Source organism: Saccharomonospora halophila 8, from assembly GCF_000383775.1.
Classification (GTDB): Bacteria; Actinomycetota; Actinomycetes; order Mycobacteriales; family Pseudonocardiaceae; genus Saccharomonospora; species Saccharomonospora halophila.
The window spans coordinates 12460-28836 of the sequence record NZ_KB912557.1; the positions used below are offsets into that span (position 1 = coordinate 12460).

At 70.1% G+C, this 16377-nt stretch carries 14 protein-coding genes and 1 pseudogene; 5 read left to right on the forward strand and 10 right to left on the reverse strand.

What is annotated here, in order from left to right; all coding sequences use genetic code 11:
* On the reverse strand, positions 1 to 1020 hold a 1020-nt coding region (locus SACHA_RS21885; protein ID WP_019810165.1), incomplete at its 3' end, for a TerC family protein.
* A 623-nt stretch (positions 1021 to 1643) separates the two neighbouring features.
* On the opposite strand from SACHA_RS21885, the gene SACHA_RS0112465 reads away from it, so the two are divergent.
* The gene (locus tag SACHA_RS0112465) at positions 1644 to 2024 is read left to right on the forward strand and encodes a VOC family protein (RefSeq protein ID WP_019810167.1); all 381 of its coding nucleotides are present in this window, start codon (positions 1644 to 1646) and stop codon (positions 2022 to 2024) included.
* A gap of 4 nt (positions 2025 to 2028) precedes the next feature.
* On the opposite strand, the gene SACHA_RS0112470 is transcribed toward SACHA_RS0112465, so the two are convergent.
* From SACHA_RS0112470 to SACHA_RS0112490, 5 genes are all read right to left on the reverse strand, one after another.
* Positions 2029 to 2433, reverse strand: a complete 405-nt coding sequence (locus tag SACHA_RS0112470; protein ID WP_028663132.1) for a type II toxin-antitoxin system VapC family toxin — start codon at positions 2431 to 2433, stop codon at positions 2029 to 2031.
* Complete coding sequence (locus SACHA_RS0112475; protein ID WP_019810170.1) at positions 2430 to 2708, reverse strand: type II toxin-antitoxin system VapB family antitoxin; 279 nt, start codon at positions 2706 to 2708, stop codon at positions 2430 to 2432. The genes SACHA_RS0112470 and SACHA_RS0112475 overlap by 4 nt, the downstream gene beginning before the upstream one ends.
* Before the next feature lie 44 nt (positions 2709 to 2752).
* The gene (gene uvrB, locus SACHA_RS0112480; protein WP_019810172.1) at positions 2753 to 4912 is read right to left on the reverse strand and encodes an excinuclease ABC subunit UvrB; all 2160 of its coding nucleotides are present in this window, start codon (positions 4910 to 4912) and stop codon (positions 2753 to 2755) included.
* Between the two features lie 54 nt (positions 4913 to 4966).
* Complete coding sequence (locus SACHA_RS25425; RefSeq protein ID WP_039738962.1) at positions 4967 to 5233, reverse strand: hypothetical protein; 267 nt, start codon at positions 5231 to 5233, stop codon at positions 4967 to 4969.
* A 113-nt stretch (positions 5234 to 5346) separates the two neighbouring features.
* Positions 5347 to 6621 (reverse strand): PucR family transcriptional regulator, encoded by a 1275-nt coding sequence (locus SACHA_RS0112490; RefSeq protein WP_019810176.1) that lies wholly within the window; start codon positions 6619 to 6621, stop codon positions 5347 to 5349.
* Positions 6622 to 6682: 61 nt separating this feature from the next.
* Between SACHA_RS0112490 and SACHA_RS0112495 the strand changes: the two genes are divergently transcribed.
* Positions 6683 to 7198 carry a DUF402 domain-containing protein gene (locus SACHA_RS0112495; protein WP_019810179.1) on the forward strand — a complete coding sequence of 172 codons (516 nt, stop codon included), beginning with the start codon at positions 6683 to 6685 and terminating at the stop codon, positions 7196 to 7198.
* A 99-nt stretch (positions 7199 to 7297) separates the two neighbouring features.
* Here the strand turns inward: SACHA_RS0112495 and coaE are convergent, their stop codons facing one another.
* Entirely contained in the window at positions 7298 to 8515 is a 1218-nt protein-coding gene (gene coaE / locus SACHA_RS0112500) for a dephospho-CoA kinase (RefSeq protein ID WP_019810181.1), read from the reverse strand.
* A 130-nt stretch (positions 8516 to 8645) separates the two neighbouring features.
* The gene (rpsA, locus tag SACHA_RS0112505; RefSeq protein ID WP_019810183.1) at positions 8646 to 10169 is read right to left on the reverse strand and encodes a 30S ribosomal protein S1; all 1524 of its coding nucleotides are present in this window, start codon (positions 10167 to 10169) and stop codon (positions 8646 to 8648) included.
* Between the two features lie 540 nt (positions 10170 to 10709).
* Here rpsA and SACHA_RS0112510 point away from each other — a divergent pair.
* Complete coding sequence (locus SACHA_RS0112510; protein WP_019810184.1) at positions 10710 to 11609, forward strand: class I SAM-dependent methyltransferase; 900 nt, start codon at positions 10710 to 10712, stop codon at positions 11607 to 11609.
* A 101-nt stretch (positions 11610 to 11710) separates the two neighbouring features.
* Here the strand turns inward: SACHA_RS0112510 and SACHA_RS0112515 are convergent, their stop codons facing one another.
* Positions 11711 to 12340 (reverse strand): Rossmann-fold NAD(P)-binding domain-containing protein, encoded by a 630-nt coding sequence (locus SACHA_RS0112515; protein ID WP_157601681.1) that lies wholly within the window; start codon positions 12338 to 12340, stop codon positions 11711 to 11713.
* 91 nt (positions 12341 to 12431) lie between these two features.
* Positions 12432 to 15140 carry a DNA polymerase I gene (polA, locus tag SACHA_RS0112520; protein WP_019810186.1) on the reverse strand — a complete coding sequence of 903 codons (2709 nt, stop codon included), beginning with the start codon at positions 15138 to 15140 and terminating at the stop codon, positions 12432 to 12434.
* Between the two features lie 62 nt (positions 15141 to 15202).
* Here polA and SACHA_RS0112525 point away from each other — a divergent pair, with 62 nt between their 5' ends.
* Positions 15203 to 15646 carry a PaaI family thioesterase gene (locus SACHA_RS0112525; protein WP_019810188.1) on the forward strand — a complete coding sequence of 148 codons (444 nt, stop codon included), beginning with the start codon at positions 15203 to 15205 and terminating at the stop codon, positions 15644 to 15646.
* A 128-nt stretch (positions 15647 to 15774) separates the two neighbouring features.
* A pseudogene (locus SACHA_RS21895) lies at positions 15775 to 16377 on the forward strand (hypothetical protein); the annotation flags it as partial.

Genomic DNA, 16377 nt, shown 5'->3' on the forward strand with positions numbered 1-16377 from the left:
GGCGTCCGCGGCGGTGTCCCCGGAGGCCGCGGCGTCCGGGGCCTCCGGGGCGTGCAGCGTCAGGGTGCCCACCGCGTCCGGGTCCCGCCGCGACCGCAGCAGACTGGCGACCGTGGTCAGGGCCAGGACCGTGATGATCACTCCCAGCGACATCCAGTTGTTGATCTGCAGCCAGGGTGGGGTGACGTGGTACTCGTGCAGCGCGTGCAGCACGAGCTTCACGCCGATGAACCCGAGGATCAGCGCGAGCCCGTAGGACAGGTACACCAGCCTGCTCACCAGACCACCGAGCAGGAAGTACAACTGACGCAGCCCCATCAGCGCGAAGGCGTTCGCGGTGAAGACCAGGTACGCCTCCTGGGTGATACCGAAGATCGCCGGAATCGAGTCGACCGCGAACAGCAGGTCCGCGCTGCCGATCGCCACGATGACGAGGAACATCGGCGTGAGATGCCGCCTGCCGTCCCGGGTGACCACGCCCCGGTGCCCGACGTAGTCGTCGGTGACCGGGAAGAACCGGCGCACCCACCGGGTCACCGCGTTCTCGGTGTACTCGTCCTGACCGCCCTTGTCCCGCAGCATGCTGACCGCCGTCCACAGCAGGACGGCGCCGAACGCGAAGAACACCCACACGAACTGGGCGATCAGGGCCGCGCCGACCGCGATGAAGGCGCCCCGCATGAGCAGCGCGAGCCCGATCCCGATAAGCAGCACACGGTGCTGGTGGACCGCCGGGACCCGGAACGACGCCATGATCACCATGAAGATGAACAGGTTGTCCACGGACAGCGAGTACTCGGTGAGGTAGCCGGTGAAGAACTCGACCCCGTACCCACCTCCCGCGAACACCCAGACCCCGGCCCCGAACAGAACGGCGCAGGTGACGTAGAAGACGACCCAGCGGGCCGCCTCGCCGGTCGAGACCTCGTGCGGTCTGCGGTCCACGATCACCAGGTCCGCCGCGATCAGGGCGAGCAGACCGAGGATCGTGGTGACCCAGACCCACAGGGGAACAATCATCGAACGCCAACCTCCGGTGAGCACAGCAACGGTCACTACCCGGAGGTCTCTCCCACCGGCACACGACGAGCCGGCCGACGGCGCCGGGTGCCACGCGGGACGACCGTGCTGACGACACCGCCGCGAAGGAATACTCCCCTCCACAACGCGGGACATCCTCGCGGGTCCGAGGTCCTCGGATCCAGTGGACCGGCGGGAAACCCACCCGCGCCCCCCGTTAGTTCGCTCACAGGGCCGGTCGGTCGATCACCGTCCCGGGCGACGGCGGGTCCGGCGGCATCGCACAACAGGGTGGAACCGTGCGCCGCCCGCGCCGAAGGGCGACGCCGCCCGGGAGCTCACCCTCGCCACCCCGGACACCACCGCTGACCGGGCCGAAGGGGACCGGTCGGCACGTCCCCCTCGTCCCGAGACCGCGCCGACCGGTCACCACCCCGCGCTCCCCGTACGCGGGCGCTTCCCGGACGCGGGCGCTCCCGGACGGATCCCGCCACGGGAGACGGAACCCGTCCGCGGGGGCCCGGTTCGCGGATGGCAAGTATGCCCGCGGGGGGCGACAATTTCCGCGAGGGCCCGTGCGCCCGTCCGCTCTCGTCCCCGCGTCGTCCCCGGAGGAGACCACCATGCCGCGTCCGGTCCATTTCGAGATCCACGCGAGCGACCCGGAACGAGCGATCACCTTCTACAGCACGGTGTTCGACTGGACGTTCGAACGCTCGACCGAGGCCTCGTACTGGCTGATCACCACCGGTGAGGGACCGGGAATCGACGGGGGTGTGGCCCAACGTCAGGGACCCCCGCCCGACCCCGACGCGAGCCTGAACGCCTTCCCGTTGACGATGGAGGTCGAGGACATCGACCTGCTCAGCCGCGAGGTCGAACAGGCGGGCGGGAGCATGATCACCACGAAGAGCGCCATCGCCGATGTCGGCTGGATCGTCTACTGCCGCGACCCCGAGGGCAACGTCTTCGGCATGCTGGAGACCGACCCGAGCGCCCGGTAGCCGATTACGTTTCGTCGCCGAGGGGCACCAGTTCGAGGTCGGTCCGTGTGAAGTCGTCGCCGACGCACAACAGCGGCTCACCCGCCAGTCGCGCCACCGCGTACGTGCAACAGTCCCCGAAGTTCAACTTCGCCGGGTGTCGCCGTTTACCGAACCAACTGTAGGCGTCGGCTGCGAGGGCGGCGTGTTCCGCGGTGAACGGCACCGTCTCGATGCCGCTGTCGGCCAGGAACCGTGCGAGAATCAGCCTGCCCCGGCCGCCGAGACGGCTCTCCAGGACGATCGATGCCTCCACCTCGCTCGGAGCACCCACCCTGGGAGCCTCCGCACTCGCCAGGCACTCCTCGAGTAGCTCGTGTCCCTGCTCCCTGCGCAACACGGCTATGATCGCCGACGTATCGACGATCATGCCTCCTCACGATCGAAGCCGAGGATCGCCTCCTGCTCTTCCTTCGGGATCGGCTTGCCGAGTTCCTCAGGCGGCACCAGGGGCCAGATCTCGTCCTCGAGCAGCCGTCGCATTCTGCGTAGCCGCAGCGCCGCCGTGTCCTCGGAACCGGTGGACAATTGAGCCAGCCGACCACGGACCGCGGTACGGACCACGGCCGTCTTGCTCTCCCCGGACAACTCGGCCAGTTCGGCGACGAGACGCTCGGTCTCGGCGTCCTTGATGTTGAGCGCCATGGTGTAATGCTATCAAGGAAGGTGTAAATCCACCAACTGGGATGTCACTCGACGCCCGCGGCGTCCATGCCGCGGAGTTCCTTCTTCAGTTCGCCGATCTCGTCACGCAGCCGGGCCGCCAGTTCGAACTGGAGGTCGCGGGCGGCCTGCATCATCTGGTCGGTCATCTGCTGGATGAGGTCGGCCAGCTCCGCCCGGGGCATCGTGGTGGGGTCGCGGTCCACGAGCACACCCGAGCTGCGCACCGTGTCCCCCTGCTCCGGCTTCTTGCCGCGCGAGACGTTGCGCCCCGAACCGCCGACCTCGACCTCCTGCTCGGAGTCCTCGGCCTCGGTGTAGACGCGGTCCAGGATGTCGGCGATCTTCTTGCGCAACGGCTGCGGATCGATGCCGTGCTCGGTGTTGTAGGCGATCTGCTTGGCGCGCCGCCGGTTGGTCTCGTCGATCGCGTACCGCATGGAGTCGGTGACCGTGTCGGCGTACATGTGCACCTGTCCGGACACGTTGCGCGCCGCGCGGCCGATCGTCTGCACCAGGGAGGTGCCGCTGCGCAGGAATCCCTCCTTGTCCGCGTCCAGAATCGCGACCAGGGACACCTCGGGCAGGTCGAGCCCCTCCCGCAGGAGGTTGATGCCCACCAGCACGTCGAAGTCACCCGCGCGGAGCTGCCGCAACAGCTCCACCCGGCGCAGGGTGTCGACCTCGGAGTGCAGGTAGCGCACGCGGATGCCGAGTTCGAGCAGGTAGTCGGTGAGGTCCTCGGCCATCTTCTTGGTCAGCGTGGTGACCAGCGTGCGCTCGTCCCGCTCGGCCCGCGTGCGCACCTCGTGCACCAGGTCGTCGATCTGCCCCTCGGTGGGTTTGACGACCACCTCGGGGTCCACGAGGCCGGTCGGGCGGATGACCTGCTCGACGAACTCCCCGCCGGCCTGCCCCATCTCGTACGGGCCGGGGGTCGCCGACAGGTACACCGTCTGCCCGACCCGGTCGGAGAACTCCTCCCAGGTCAGCGGGCGGTTGTCCAGCGCGCTCGGTAGGCGGAAGCCGTGCTCGACCAGCGTGCGCTTGCGCGAGGCGTCCCCCTCGTACATGCCGCCGACCTGGGGCACCGTCACGTGCGACTCGTCGATGACCAGCAGGAAGTCCTCGGGGAAGTAGTCGATCAGGGTCGCCGGTGCCGAACCGGGGCCGCGCCCGTCGACGTGCCGGGAGTAGTTCTCGATGCCCGAGCAGAATCCGACCTGGCGCATCATCTCGACGTCGTAGGTGGTGCGCATCCGCAGCCGCTGGGCCTCCAGCAGCTTGCCCTGGTTCTCCAGCTTGGCCAGCTGCTGCTCCAGCTCGGCCTCGATGTCGGAGATGGCCTTCTCCATGCGTTCCGGCCCCGCGACGTAGTGGGTGGCGGGGAAGATCCGCACCTCCTGCACCTCGTTGACGATGTCCCCGGTGAGCGGGTGCAGATAGTACAGATTGTCGATCTCGTCGCCGAAGAACTCGACCCGGATGGCCAACTCCTCGTAGGCCGGGATGATCTCGACGGTGTCCCCCCGCACGCGGAAGGTGCCGCGGGCGAACGCGACGTCGTTGCGGGTGTACTGCACGTCGACCAGCGCGCGCAGGAACGTGTCCCGGTCCACCTCGTCGCCCACGGCCAGCCGGGTCGACCGGTCGAGATACGACTGCGGGGTGCCGAGGCCGTAGATGCAGGACACACTGGAGACCACGATGGTGTCCCGGCGGGAGAGCAGGTTCATCGTGGCCGAGTGCCGCAGCCGCTCGACGTCGTCGTTGACCGAGGAGTCCTTCTCGATGTAGGTGTCGGTCTGCGGGACGTAGGCCTCCGGCTGGTAGTAGTCGTAGTAGCTGACGAAGTACTCGACCGCGTTGTGCGGGAAGAACTCCCGCAGCTCGTTGGCCAGCTGCGCGGCCAGCGTCTTGTTCGGCGCCATCACCAGAGTGGGCCGCTGGACCCGTTCGATCAGCCAGGCCGTCGTCGCCGACTTACCGGTCCCCGTGGCCCCGAGCAGTACGACATCCCGCTCCCCCGCGGAGAGCCTGCGGTTCAGATCCTCGATCGCCTCCGGCTGGTCGCCCGCGGGCGCGTAGTCGGACACGACCTCGAACCGCCCCTCGGACCGCGGGATCTCGGAGACGGGCCGGAACTCGGAGTGCGCGAGTACGGGGTGTTCTGTCGCGAATGCCACGTCTTCCAGGGTAGGCGAACCCACCGACGGTCCCGGCGTGGCGAACCCTGTGAATCAGCTCGCCAGCCCCAACTCGTCGGCGGGGACCCGGGTCGCCAGCACCGACAGACACCGCTCGCACGGCATGCCGGTCAGGGACGGCAACCATTCGGCCTTGCCCGGCTCCAGCCGGGCACCGCAGAACGCGGCCAGCTCGTCGGGGACCAACCCGGCCTGCGGGACGGTGAGCACGTGACTGACCCGTCTCGTCTCCCCGACGATCCCCCGCCGTAGGCGGACGACCGCGACCGCTTCCCCCGGTTCAGGCAGTGTGGACCCCATGCGGGGAGAATAATCGTGGAACGTGCGCGACGCTTCGTGTCCGGCGACCAACGATCGGGTGCCGGACTGGTCCACCGGACCGAAGATCGTGCGAACACTGTCTCCCGATCCGACTACTGTCTCCCGGTCCGGAGCACCGCCGTCCCGAGCCGGTGGCACAGTCGCAGGGCCAGTTCGACGTCCAGTCGCTTCTCCGCGATCGGCCGGCCCAGCAGCTCCTCCGCCTTACGCACCCGGTACTGGACCGAATTCTTGTGCATCGACAGCCGACCGGCCGCCGCGGTGTAGCTCGCCCCCGACGCGAGGAAGACCCGCAGCGTCTCCCGTAACCGGTCCTGCTGGGGGTCGTCGTCGACGAGACCGCCGAGGGTGTCCTCGACCCACATCCGGGCGGCCTGCAGATCGGTACTCATCAGCGCCACGGCCCCGACCTCGGCGAAGGTGAGCAGCCGCGCGCAGTTCTCCCCCGCCGCACGGGCCAGGGCCTGCACCCGTGCGGCCTGCCGGTGCGTCCGGCGGAACCCGTCCAGTCCCCGTCCCGGCTCACCCAGCGCGACCCGCACGTCGGGGTCGGACTCGACCAGGGCACGTTCCGCCTCCGCACAGTCCGGACCGCCCTCTTCCGGCACGGGCAGCCACACCCAGGCGCACAGTTCGTCGTGCGGGACGAACAACGGCCGGTTCTCGCCGGTGTGCCGGTCCACGAACCGGTGCGCGACCCGTTCGAGCCCGGCCAGCGGATCCGCCGGAGGGGCGTGGGCGGGATACCACAGGATCATTCCGACGTGGTGCCCGCGCAGCCGGTAGCCGAGCGCGGCCTCACCCGCGTCGACGTCCACGTTCTCGTCGTCGAGGACGCCCCGGACCCGCGCCGCGCGGACCGCGCTGCGGTTGGCCATCCAGCGGTCACGCTCGTCCTCGTAGGCGGAGACGACCTGCAGGGTGACCCGGTCGATAAAGGTGAACGCCGTGCTCAGCGCCCGGCGCATCGAACTGCCGAGCTCGGCGGGTTCGTTGATCTGCCGCGCGCCCTCGTCGAGCGCGTTGTCCAGCACCGCGGTCTGCCCGAGGTAGTAGGCGCGGATCAGGTCCACCACGGACGTGCCCCGTTGGGCCAGCCTGCGGGCGTACTCGATCGCCGCGGCGGGTGCCTCCACGCGTGTCGGGTCGATCCCGTGCCGGAACAGACCCAACGCGGTGTCGATGTTCTGGTACACGCTCGACGACAGCAGGCTCACCATGCCCTCGTCGTCGTTGACGAGGTGGGGAAGTTCCCGCTCGTACAGGGCCACCAGTTCGTGGGTGAGCTCCTCCTCGCGGCCCGCCATCGCCGCGGCGACGTCCGACAGATTGCGCGTGATGTTGGTCTCGCCCTGCACGCGCGCCACTCTAAAGCGTGACACTCGTTTCGGGGGTGTCAACCCGCCGGAGACGCGTCAGGATGTGCCCATGGCCGTGCACCCGCCGAAACACGAGCGTCTGGACCTCGCCACGAACACCAACGTCGACCCGAAAGGGATCGCGCGCACCATCGCCGAACACCGGCTGGAGCCGTTCGGCCTGTATATCGCGCGACCGACACCGGGCCGCTCGCAGTTCCACTATCTGGAGTCCTGGCTCCTGCCCTCGCTCGGGCTCAAGATCACCGACTTCTGGTTCAACCCCGGACACGAGCGCGACCAGACCTTCTATCTCGACGTGGTGACCATCGACGTCGACCGGGACGTCTGGCGCACCACCGACCTGTACCTGGACCTGGTGCTGCGCACCGGGCACGGGGTGGAGGTGCTGGACACCGACGAACTGCTGGCGGCCACCGTGGCGGGCCACCTCACCCAACAGCAGGCCCGCGCCGCCCTCGACACCGCGTTCGCCGCGGTGGACGCCCTCGCCTCGCACGAGTACGACCTCACCCGCTGGCTGGCCACCACCGACATCCACCTCACCTGGCACCGCCACCCGTAACCCGCGAGTCGCCACTCCAGGTTCGCGAGTCGCCGCTCCGGCCCGCGAGTCGACGCGCAAGGTTCGTGAGTCGACGCTGCCGACCCGCAAGTCACCGGTTCAGGAGCTCGCGGGGTCTGTGGCTCCGATGGCCGCGTCCTCCGGGTCGACCCGCCATCCCGTACGCGCCGCCCAGTCCTCGGCCCGCCCGAGCGCCGCGCGGATCCAGGGCTGCTTGTCCTCGGCATAACCGGCGACATCGGTGTCGCCCGCGTGTTCGTCGGCAAGGCGGTATTTCACCTCCGCGTACGTGGCGGCCTCGCCGGGGTTGTCCCGCAGCCAGTCCCGGAACAGCACGGCCTGCCGCCACTCGGGGCTGCCCGCCGGACGCAGATGCAGGTTGACCGGCCGCACCGGGTCAGCCCCGGTGTGCACGACCTTCCCCCAGCCGGACTCGGCCTCGACGACGTGTCCGGACCAGAGCACGAACCCGGCGTCGCCGAGCGGCTCCGCGATGGCACGGGCGTCGTCGAGTGTGCGCACCACGATCTGGAAGTCGAGTACATCCTTCGCGGGAAGACCCGGGACCGAGGTCGAGCCGATATGGTCGATGCGCAGGGCGCGGTCCCCAGCGGCCGCCCGCAACCTCGGCTCGATCCGCGCCGCCTGTTCCGGCCAGGTCGGGTCGGCAGGCACCACCTCCGGTGGGGCGGGCGCACGGGGTGTGCGCAGGCGGACGTTCTCCTCGAACGGCACGAGCCGCTGGTTCCACAGCTCGTCCACGGCACGGTGGACGACGTTTCGATCGCCACCGTTGTCCAGCCAGACGTCGGCCGCGGCACGACGCTGGGCGGTGCTCGCCTGCGCCGCGATCCGGGCCCGGGCGTCGTCACCGGTCATCCCCCGCGTCTCGGCCAACCGCCGCACCCGCACCTCCTCGTCGGCGTCGACCACGACGACGAGGTGGTAGCTCGGGGCCAGTCCGCCCTCGACGAGCAGCGGCACGTCGTGCACGACGATCGCGTCGGCGGGCGCGGTGTCCATCAGTTCGGCGGTCCGGGCCCCGATCCGCGGGTGCAGCACCGCGTTGAGGCGGGAACGGGCGGCATCGTCGGCGAACGCCCGTGCGGCGAGCGCCGTGCGGTCCAGCGCACCGTCGGGAGCAAGAATCTCCCGGCCGAACTCCGCGACGAGCTCCGCGAGGCCGTCCGTCCCCGGTTCGACCACCTCGCGTGCGATGCGGTCGGCGTCGATCACCACCGCCCCGTGTTCGGCGAGCCGGTCCGCCACGGTCGACTTCCCCGCACCGATCCCGCCCGTCAGCCCGACTCGCAACATGGCGACATTGAACCATGCCCGCCACGTCCGCCCCGCAGGGATCTCAGCCTCCCGAAGCGGCAACTCGCGGGCACGAAGAAGGCCCCCGGGCCGCGTGGACCGGGGGCCTTCTCACAGGGTGTTACTCGGCTCAGGCGCCGCCGGAGAGCTTCTCCCGCAGGGCGGCGAGCTGCTCGTCACTGGCCAGCGTGCCGCCCGAACGCTCGTCCTGCTCGGGCTGGGCGGAGCCGTAGCTCTGCTCCTCGGCACCGCCGCCACCACCACCGGAGCCGCCGGTGGTGCCGGTGGCCTGGTCGGCCACGGCCGCGGCGTTGGCCGCCTGGGCCTCGGCCACCTGGCGCATGTGCTGCTCGTAGCGGTTGTGCGCCTCGGCGTACTGGCGCTCCCACTCCTCGCGCTGCTTGTCGTACCCTTCCTGCCACTCCTGGGTGTCCGGGTCGAAGCCCTCGGGGTAGATGTAGTTGCCCTGGTCGTCGTACTCGGCGGCCATCCCGTACTGGGTCGGGTCGAACTCGGCGTCCGGGGTGAAGCCCTCGTTCGCCTGCTTCAGCGAGAGGGAGATCCGGCGCCGCTCCAGGTCGATGTCGATGACCTTGACCATGACCTCGCCGCCGACCTGGACGACCTGCTCCGGGATCTCCACGTGCCGCTCGGCCAGCTCGGAGATGTGCACCAGGCCCTCGATGCCCTCCTCGACGCGGACGAACGCACCGAACGGGACGAGCTTGGTGACCTTGCCCGGCACGATCTGCCCGATCGCGTGGGTGCGGGCGAACTGGCGCCAGGGGTCCTCCTGGGTGGCCTTCAGCGACAGGGACACGCGCTCGCGGTCCATCTCGACGCTGAGCACCTCGACCGTGACCTCCTGGCCGACCTCGACGACCTCGCTCGGGTGGTCGATGTGCTTCCAGGACAGCTCGGAGACGTGCACCAGCCCGTCGACACCGCCGAGGTCGACGAAGGCACCGAAGTTGACGATCGAGGACACGACACCCTTGCGGACCTGCCCCTTGGCCAGCGCGTTGAGGAACTCGCTGCGGACCTCGGACTGGGTCTGCTCCAGGTAGGCGCGCCGGGACAGGACCACGTTGTTGCGGTTCTTGTCCAGCTCGATGATCTTCGCTTCGAGCTCGCGGCCGACGTACGGCTGGAGGTCCCGCACCCGGCGCATCTCCACCAGCGAGGCGGGCAGGAAGCCGCGCAGGCCGATGTCCAGGATGAGACCGCCCTTGACGACCTCGATGACCGTGCCGCTGACCGGCTCGTCCCGCTCCTTGAGCTCCTCGATGGTGCCCCAGGCGCGCTCGTACTGGGCGCGCTTCTTGGACAGGATCAGGCGCCCTTCCTTGTCCTCCTTCTGCAGGACAAGGGCCTCCACCGCATCACCGACGGCGACAACCTCGGCCGGGTCGACATCGTGCTTGATGGACAGTTCGCGGGAGGGGATGACACCCTCGGTCTTGTATCCGATGTCGAGCAGCACTTCGTCGCGATCGACCTTGACGATGGTGCCTTCGACGATGTCCCCATCGTTGAAGTATTTGATTGTCTTGTCGATAGCAGCGAGGAAGTCGTCCTCCGACCCGATGTCGTTCACGGCGACTTGCTTCGCCTGCTCGGAGGCGCTCGGGGCGGCGGTGGTGTCGATGGTCATTAGGTGGGTTGCTCCGGTTGCGGCTAGGTCTCGTCGATGTGCAGGTGCTCGGCCCCCCGGCCACGGAGCGGTCTGAGGCGACTCCCACGCTGTCCGAGTACTCGGCGTCGTGCGGGTGACTCAGCGTTGTCCGAGGTCGAGAGCTCGTCTGAAGTTGGGAAGCTGTCTGAAGTTGTCGACGCCGATCTGGGGTCGAACGGCGCGGCGCGGCGATGACGGTGCTGTCGTTCGTCCGGGAACGGCCGCGAGTCACCAGATGGTGCGCGACCCCGACTCCCCAGCATCCGTGCGGTTACCACACGATGCGGTCACCACACGAGCCGGCTCGAAGGCAGCGCGAACCCACTGCGCTAACGGTTATCCTACGCGGTGGCGACGAGACCGCACAATCAGGGTCCGCGCGCCCGGGCGGCCGCGCCCGGAGAGCGTACGGGCCACGCCACGCGCGGCTCCGCGTCCCTCCGTGTCCCGGCCACGGGACCGCCGTACGGTTCCGTCGCGGGAAGACCCGGTCGACGACAGCCTGAGAGGAACGGTGCCGTGGCACAGTCCAGTACGCCCGGATCCGGGACGAGCGCTCCGGCGGAGACCGCCCCGGGATGGGCCACCGACCCGGAACGCCACCTCGGCGCCGAGACCGCACTCGGCACGGCCGGTGTCGCGCACCGTGAGGTCGGTTCCGCTGAGGCCGCGGCGGCCAACCTGGCCTGGTGGGACGCCGACGCGGACGACTATCACCGCGCCCACGGTGACTTCCTGGGGGCGGCCGACTTCCTGTGGTGCCCCGAGGGACTCCGCGAGGCCGAGGTGAATCTGCTCGGCGACGTCACCGACGCCGACGTGCTGGAGGTGGGGTGCGGCTCCGCACCGTGCGCGCGCTGGCTTGCCGGGCGGGGTGCGCGGGTGGTCGCCGTGGACCTGTCCGGCCGCATGCTCGACCACGCCCGGGCCGCCAACCGGGACACCGGCCTGCACCCGGCCCTGGTCCAGGCCAACGCCGAGCACCTACCCCTGGCCGGGGACCGGTTCGACGTCGTCTGCTCCGCGTTCGGCGCGCTCCCGTTCGTGCCCTCGCCCGCGGCCGTGTTCGCGGAGGTCCGGCGGGTACTGCGGCCCGGCGGGAGCTGGGTGTTCTCCGTGACCCACCCGATGCGCTGGATCTTCCCGGACGACCCCGGCCCCGCCGGTCTCACCGCGAGCCAGCCCTACTTCGACCGCACACCCTATGTCGAGGTGGACGACTCCGGGGCCGCGACCTACGTCGAGTACCAGCACACGCTCGGCGACTACGTGCGCGCGCTGACGGACACCGGGTTCCGACTGCGCGACCTGATCGAACCGGAATGGCCGGAGGGCCATACCCGCGTATGGGGCCAGTGGAGCCCGCTGCGCGGCAAACTGTTCCCCGGCACGGCGATCTTCCGCTGCGTCGCGGAGTAGGACACCGACACCGCCCGGGTGTGTCGCCGGGCGCCGGGGCACCGAGCCATGGCGGCCCCGGACGGCGCTGCGCTACGGACCACGTACCGAACGTCGCCGGCTCACGGGGTGCCGACACGTGGCCGCGGCACCGCGGGAGCGACCGTCTCGTCCCAGTGCAGGCGGGGACGCGGGATACGCGGGCGGGGCCTGCGCTCTCCGACCAGGTGCAGTGAGGACGGCGCCCCGTCGAGGGCCCGGCGGGTCGCGTTGAGCACCCCGGCCACGGTCTCCCGGTGCGCGAGCGGCCGTTCGGGGTGGAGACCGGAGGTCTCGCCCAACAGGACCTCCTGGGTGGGCCGCTCCCCGAGAACCGGCTCCGGCCGCGGCAGCGTCGGGCTTGCGGGGGACTCGTTCGCCGGACGTACGTCGACGACCGGCGCCGTGGGCGACAGCAGTCCGGCGACGGCCGCCAGCACGGGGCGGCGGTGCGACTCGTGCAGCCAGTCCACCAGCAGATCCACCGGAGCCCCGTGGGTGGTCGCGGCGACCCGGCGGGCCAGCTCCTCGGGCTCGTCCCAGTCGGCCTCGATCCACAACGCCCGGCCCACAGGGTCACCGTCCGGGGTGACCGGGACCGGGCTGTAGCGACGGCAGGGCAGCAGAACGTGCCAGCCGTCCCGGGTCAACTGCTCGGCCACGTCCTTCAACATTCCCGAACCGGCCAGGATCAGTGCATACGGTCCTGTCATGACCTGCGAATACCCGAACGAGTGACCCGCTAATCTCCCGCGCGCAACGGACGGGGAGGGTGCGGGGTGGTCGGTGTCCGTGGTGGGCGGCTCAGTGGGCGGCCTCGTTCCAGGACCGCCCGAACCCGACCGAGACCTCCAGCGGCACCGAGAGCGGGTAGGCCGCCCCCATCTCGCGCCGCACCAGCGCCTCCACGTCGGCCTGTTCCCCGTCGGCGACCTCCAGCACGAGTTCATCGTGCACCTGCAGCAGGACCCGGCTGCGCAGTTCCGAGTCCGTCAGCGCCCGGTGCACCCCGAGCATGGCGACCTTGATGATGTCGGCCGCGCTCCCCTGGATGGGTGCGTTGAGCGCCATACGCTCCGCCATCTCGCGGCGCTGCCGGTTGTCGCTGGTGAGGTCGGGCAGGTAACGGCGGCGGCCGAAGAGGGTCTGGGTGTAGCCGTCCTTCGCGGCCTGGTCGACGACGCCGCGCAGGTAGTCCCGCACGCCGCCGAAGCCCGCGAAGTAGTCGTCCATCAGCCCGCGTGCCTCCTCGGTGGAGATACGCAGCTGCTGGGACAACCCGTACGCGGACAGGCCGTACGCCAGTCCGTAGTTCATCGCCTTGATCTTGGCGCGCTGTTCCCCGCCGACCTCGGTCGGTTCCACCCCGAACACCCGGGCCGCCGTGGACGCGTGGAAGTCGAAGCCGGACTGGAACGACTCGATGAGCGCCGCGTCCCCGGACAGGTGCGCCATGATGCGCATCTCGATCTGGCTGTAGTCGGCGGTCATCAGCTGGGAGTAGCCCGCGCCGACGACGAAGGCGTCGCGGATGCGACGGCCCTCGTCGGTCCGGATCGGGATGTTCTGCAGGTTCGGGTCGACCGACGACAGCCGTCCGGTGGCGGCGATCGTCTGGTGCAACGTGGTGTGGATGCGGCCGTCGTCCCCGATCGCCTTGATCAGTCCCTCGACGGTGGTGCGCAGGCGGGTGGCGTCCCGGTGTTCGAGCAGGTGGGCCAGGAACGGGTGTTCGGTCTTCTCGTAGAGGGTCTGGAGGGCGTCGGCGTCGGTGGTGTAGCCGGTCTTGGTGCGTTTCGTCTTCGGCATGCCGAGCTCGTCGAAGAGCACGACCTGGAGCTGCTTCGGTGAGCCCAGGTTGATCTGCTTGCCGATCACCGAGTACGCGTTCTCGGTGGCCTCCTTCACCCGGCTCGCGTAGTGCGTCTCCAGCGTGGTCAGCGCGTCGGCGTCCACGGCGATCCCCGCCGCCTCGACTTCGGTGATCACCGACAGCAGCGGCATCTCGATGTCGCGGAGCAGGTCCGCGCCGCCGATGGTGGTGAGCTCGTCGGCCAGGACGCCGGACAACTCCGCCACGGCGCGGGCGCGGACCAACTCGGCGTGCACGTGTTCGGTGTCGGTGTCGCCGGTGTCCAACAGCGACATCTGCGCCCCGTCGTCCGGCGTCTCGGACGTCAACTCCCGGCGCAGATACCGCAGGACCAGGTCGTCGAGCTCGAACGACCGTTGCCCCGGCCGCACGAGATACGCGGCGAGCTCGGTGTCCATCGCCGGCCCCGCGGGGGACCATCCCCGTGCCCGCAGCGCGTGCAGCGCCGCCTTCAACGAGTGCCCGACCTTGGCCACCTCCGGATCGGCCAGCCAGGCCGTGAGGGCGCGGTCGTCGTCCTCGGTCACCGTGGCGACGTCGATGTAGGCGCCGTGGCCGTCCGCGGTCGACAGGGCCAGCGACCGCAGGTCCGCCTCCACCGACGCGCCGGTGGTCCGCGCGGACAACCCCACCGTGCTGCCGCGGGGGACGTTGCGCGCCAACCAGTCGGACACGGTGCCCGGCTCCAGCGCGGTGCCCGTGACCTCGAAGCCCGCGTCCGCCTCCGGCTCGGCACTGGACAGGGACGCGAACAGCCGGTCGCGCAGGACACGGAACTCGAGCTCGTCGAAGACCCGGTGCACCGCGTCGCGGTCCCAGGGACGCAGCGCGAGGTCGTCCGGAGTGACCTCCAGCGGCACCTGTCGGATGAGCTCGGTGAGTTGCCGGTTCAGCACCACGGAGTCGAGATTCGCCCGGAGCGTGTCGCCGACCTTGCCCTTGACCTCGTCCACCCGGTCGACGAGCGCGTCGAGCGAGCCGAACTGGCGGATCCACTTCGTCGCGGTCTTCTCCCCCACCCCCGGGATGCCGGGCAGGTTGTCCGACGGGTCGCCGCGGAGGGCGGCGAAGTCCGGGTACTGGTCCGGCGAGAGTCCGTACTTCTCCTCCACCCCGGCCGGGTCGAAGCGGACGAGGTCGGACACGCCCTTACGGGGGTAGAGCACGGTCACCGAGTCGTTGACCAGCTGCAGCGCGTCCCGGTCCCCGGTACAGATCAGGACGTCGTACTCGTTCTCGGCCTGCGTGGTCAGCGTGGCGATCACGTCGTCGGCCTCGTAACCCTCCTTGTCCAGCACCGGGATCGAGAGGGCGGCGAGGACCTCCCGGACGAGTTCCACCTGGCCCCGGAACTCGTCGGGTGTGGTCAACCTGTTCGCCTTGTAGTCCTCGAACACCTCCGTGCGGAAGGTCTGCCGCGACACGTCGAACGCGACCGCGAGGTGGGTGGGGTTCTCGTCCCGCAGCAGGTTGATCAACATCGAGGTGAACCCGAACACCGCGTTGGTCACCTGGCCGGTGGAGGTCTGGAACCGGTCGGCGGGTACGGCGAAGAACGCGCGATACGCCATGGAATGGCCGTCGATCAGCAGCAGCCGCGGTGTGTCGTTCGCTACGGAGGTGTTCTCGTTGGGGCTCACCCCCGTGAGTCTAGGCTGAGGGGCCGACAGCCTGGCCCGTCGTGTCGACCGAGGAGCCGCGAGTGACCGAGCACGTGTCCGAGGAGCGAGTCCGTGAGGAGCTGTCCGGCATCAGCCCGGAGATCGCCGAGCAGCAACTCAACGACAAGGTGGGACTCAGCTTCACCGAGTTGTCCCCGGAACGGGTCACCGTCACGATGCCGGTCGAGGGAAATCTTCAGCCGTACGGGTTGCTGCACGGGGGCGCGAACGCCGTCCTCGCGGAGGCCCTCGGCTCCACGGTCGCGGCCCTGAACGCGGGGGCCGACCGGGTCGCGATGGGACTGGAGCTGTCCTGCACCCACCACCGCGCGGTCACCTCCGGGCACGTCACCGGGGTGGCGACCCCGCTGCACGTGGGACGCGGCACGGTCACCGCCGACATCACGATCAGCGACGACGCGGGCAGACGCAGCTGTACCGCCCGGCTCACCTGCGTGGTCCGGCCCCGTCCGCCCGCGGCGTGAATCGTCGGAACCGTTCGACACCGGGACCGTCCACAGCCGCTGTCCCCGGGACAGGGCGACCCGCCGGTTGTCCACACCCGCGCCCCGTCGGGCGGCGCGCCGCCCGGAACCGGCGATAACCTCGCCCGATGCGACACGACGAGATCGCCGCCGTCATCGACGCCGTCACCCGGTGGGCCGCAGAGTCCGGCCGCCGGTCCGTCCCGGACGCCGACGGCCTCGGTGTGGTCCTCGAGGCGCTGTCGGAGGACCTCGGTGTCACCGATCTGCGGGGTCTGACGGAGGGCACCGCGACCGAGCTGCTGCTCGACCACTGCCCCGACCGGGTGGGTACGGACCGGATCGACGCGGTGTTGGACGCGGCCCGGGCCGTCGTGGAGTACGCCGCCGACACCGGCCTCGTTCCGGCCACGCTCGGGGCGAAGCTGCGGCGGGAGATCGACGCCGCGGCGGAGGAGTTCGGCGACGCCGTGCTCGCCGAGGAGGTCGCGGGGGCGTTCGACGACCTCGTCGGGACGGAGCCCGAAGGGCGGGAGGCGGACGGGTCCGCCGGATCCGGGGACTCCGCCGGCACCGGGGAGGACGAGGACGCGGAGGAGGTGGCCGACCTGGTCGCGGTGTTCGGGACGGACCGGTTGCCGCCGCTGCGGCTGCCGGACGAGGCCGAACTCGCGGACGAGGCACGCGCGAGTCCACGGCTGGCCCGCGTCCTGGCGCTGGCCCGCTGGGTC

What these genes read in the sequence shown, in the direction of transcription:
- SACHA_RS0112465 (WP_019810167.1), top strand. Translation starts at nt 1,644, where the DNA reads ATGCCGCGTCCGGTCCATTTCGAGATCCACGCGAGCGACCCGGAACGA.
- SACHA_RS0112470 (WP_028663132.1), bottom strand. Translation starts at nt 2,433, where the DNA reads ATGATCGTCGATACGTCGGCGATCATAGCCGTGTTGCGCAGGGAGCAG.
- SACHA_RS0112475 (WP_019810170.1), bottom strand. Translation starts at nt 2,708, where the DNA reads ATGGCGCTCAACATCAAGGACGCCGAGACCGAGCGTCTCGTCGCCGAA.
- SACHA_RS25425 (WP_039738962.1), bottom strand. Translation starts at nt 5,233, where the DNA reads ATGGGGTCCACACTGCCTGAACCGGGGGAAGCGGTCGCGGTCGTCCGC.
- SACHA_RS0112495 (WP_019810179.1), top strand. Translation starts at nt 6,683, where the DNA reads ATGGCCGTGCACCCGCCGAAACACGAGCGTCTGGACCTCGCCACGAAC.
- coaE (WP_019810181.1), bottom strand. Translation starts at nt 8,515, where the DNA reads ATGTTGCGAGTCGGGCTGACGGGCGGGATCGGTGCGGGGAAGTCGACC.
- rpsA (WP_019810183.1), bottom strand. Translation starts at nt 10,169, where the DNA reads ATGACCATCGACACCACCGCCGCCCCGAGCGCCTCCGAGCAGGCGAAG.
- SACHA_RS0112515 (WP_157601681.1), bottom strand. Translation starts at nt 12,340, where the DNA reads ATGACAGGACCGTATGCACTGATCCTGGCCGGTTCGGGAATGTTGAAG.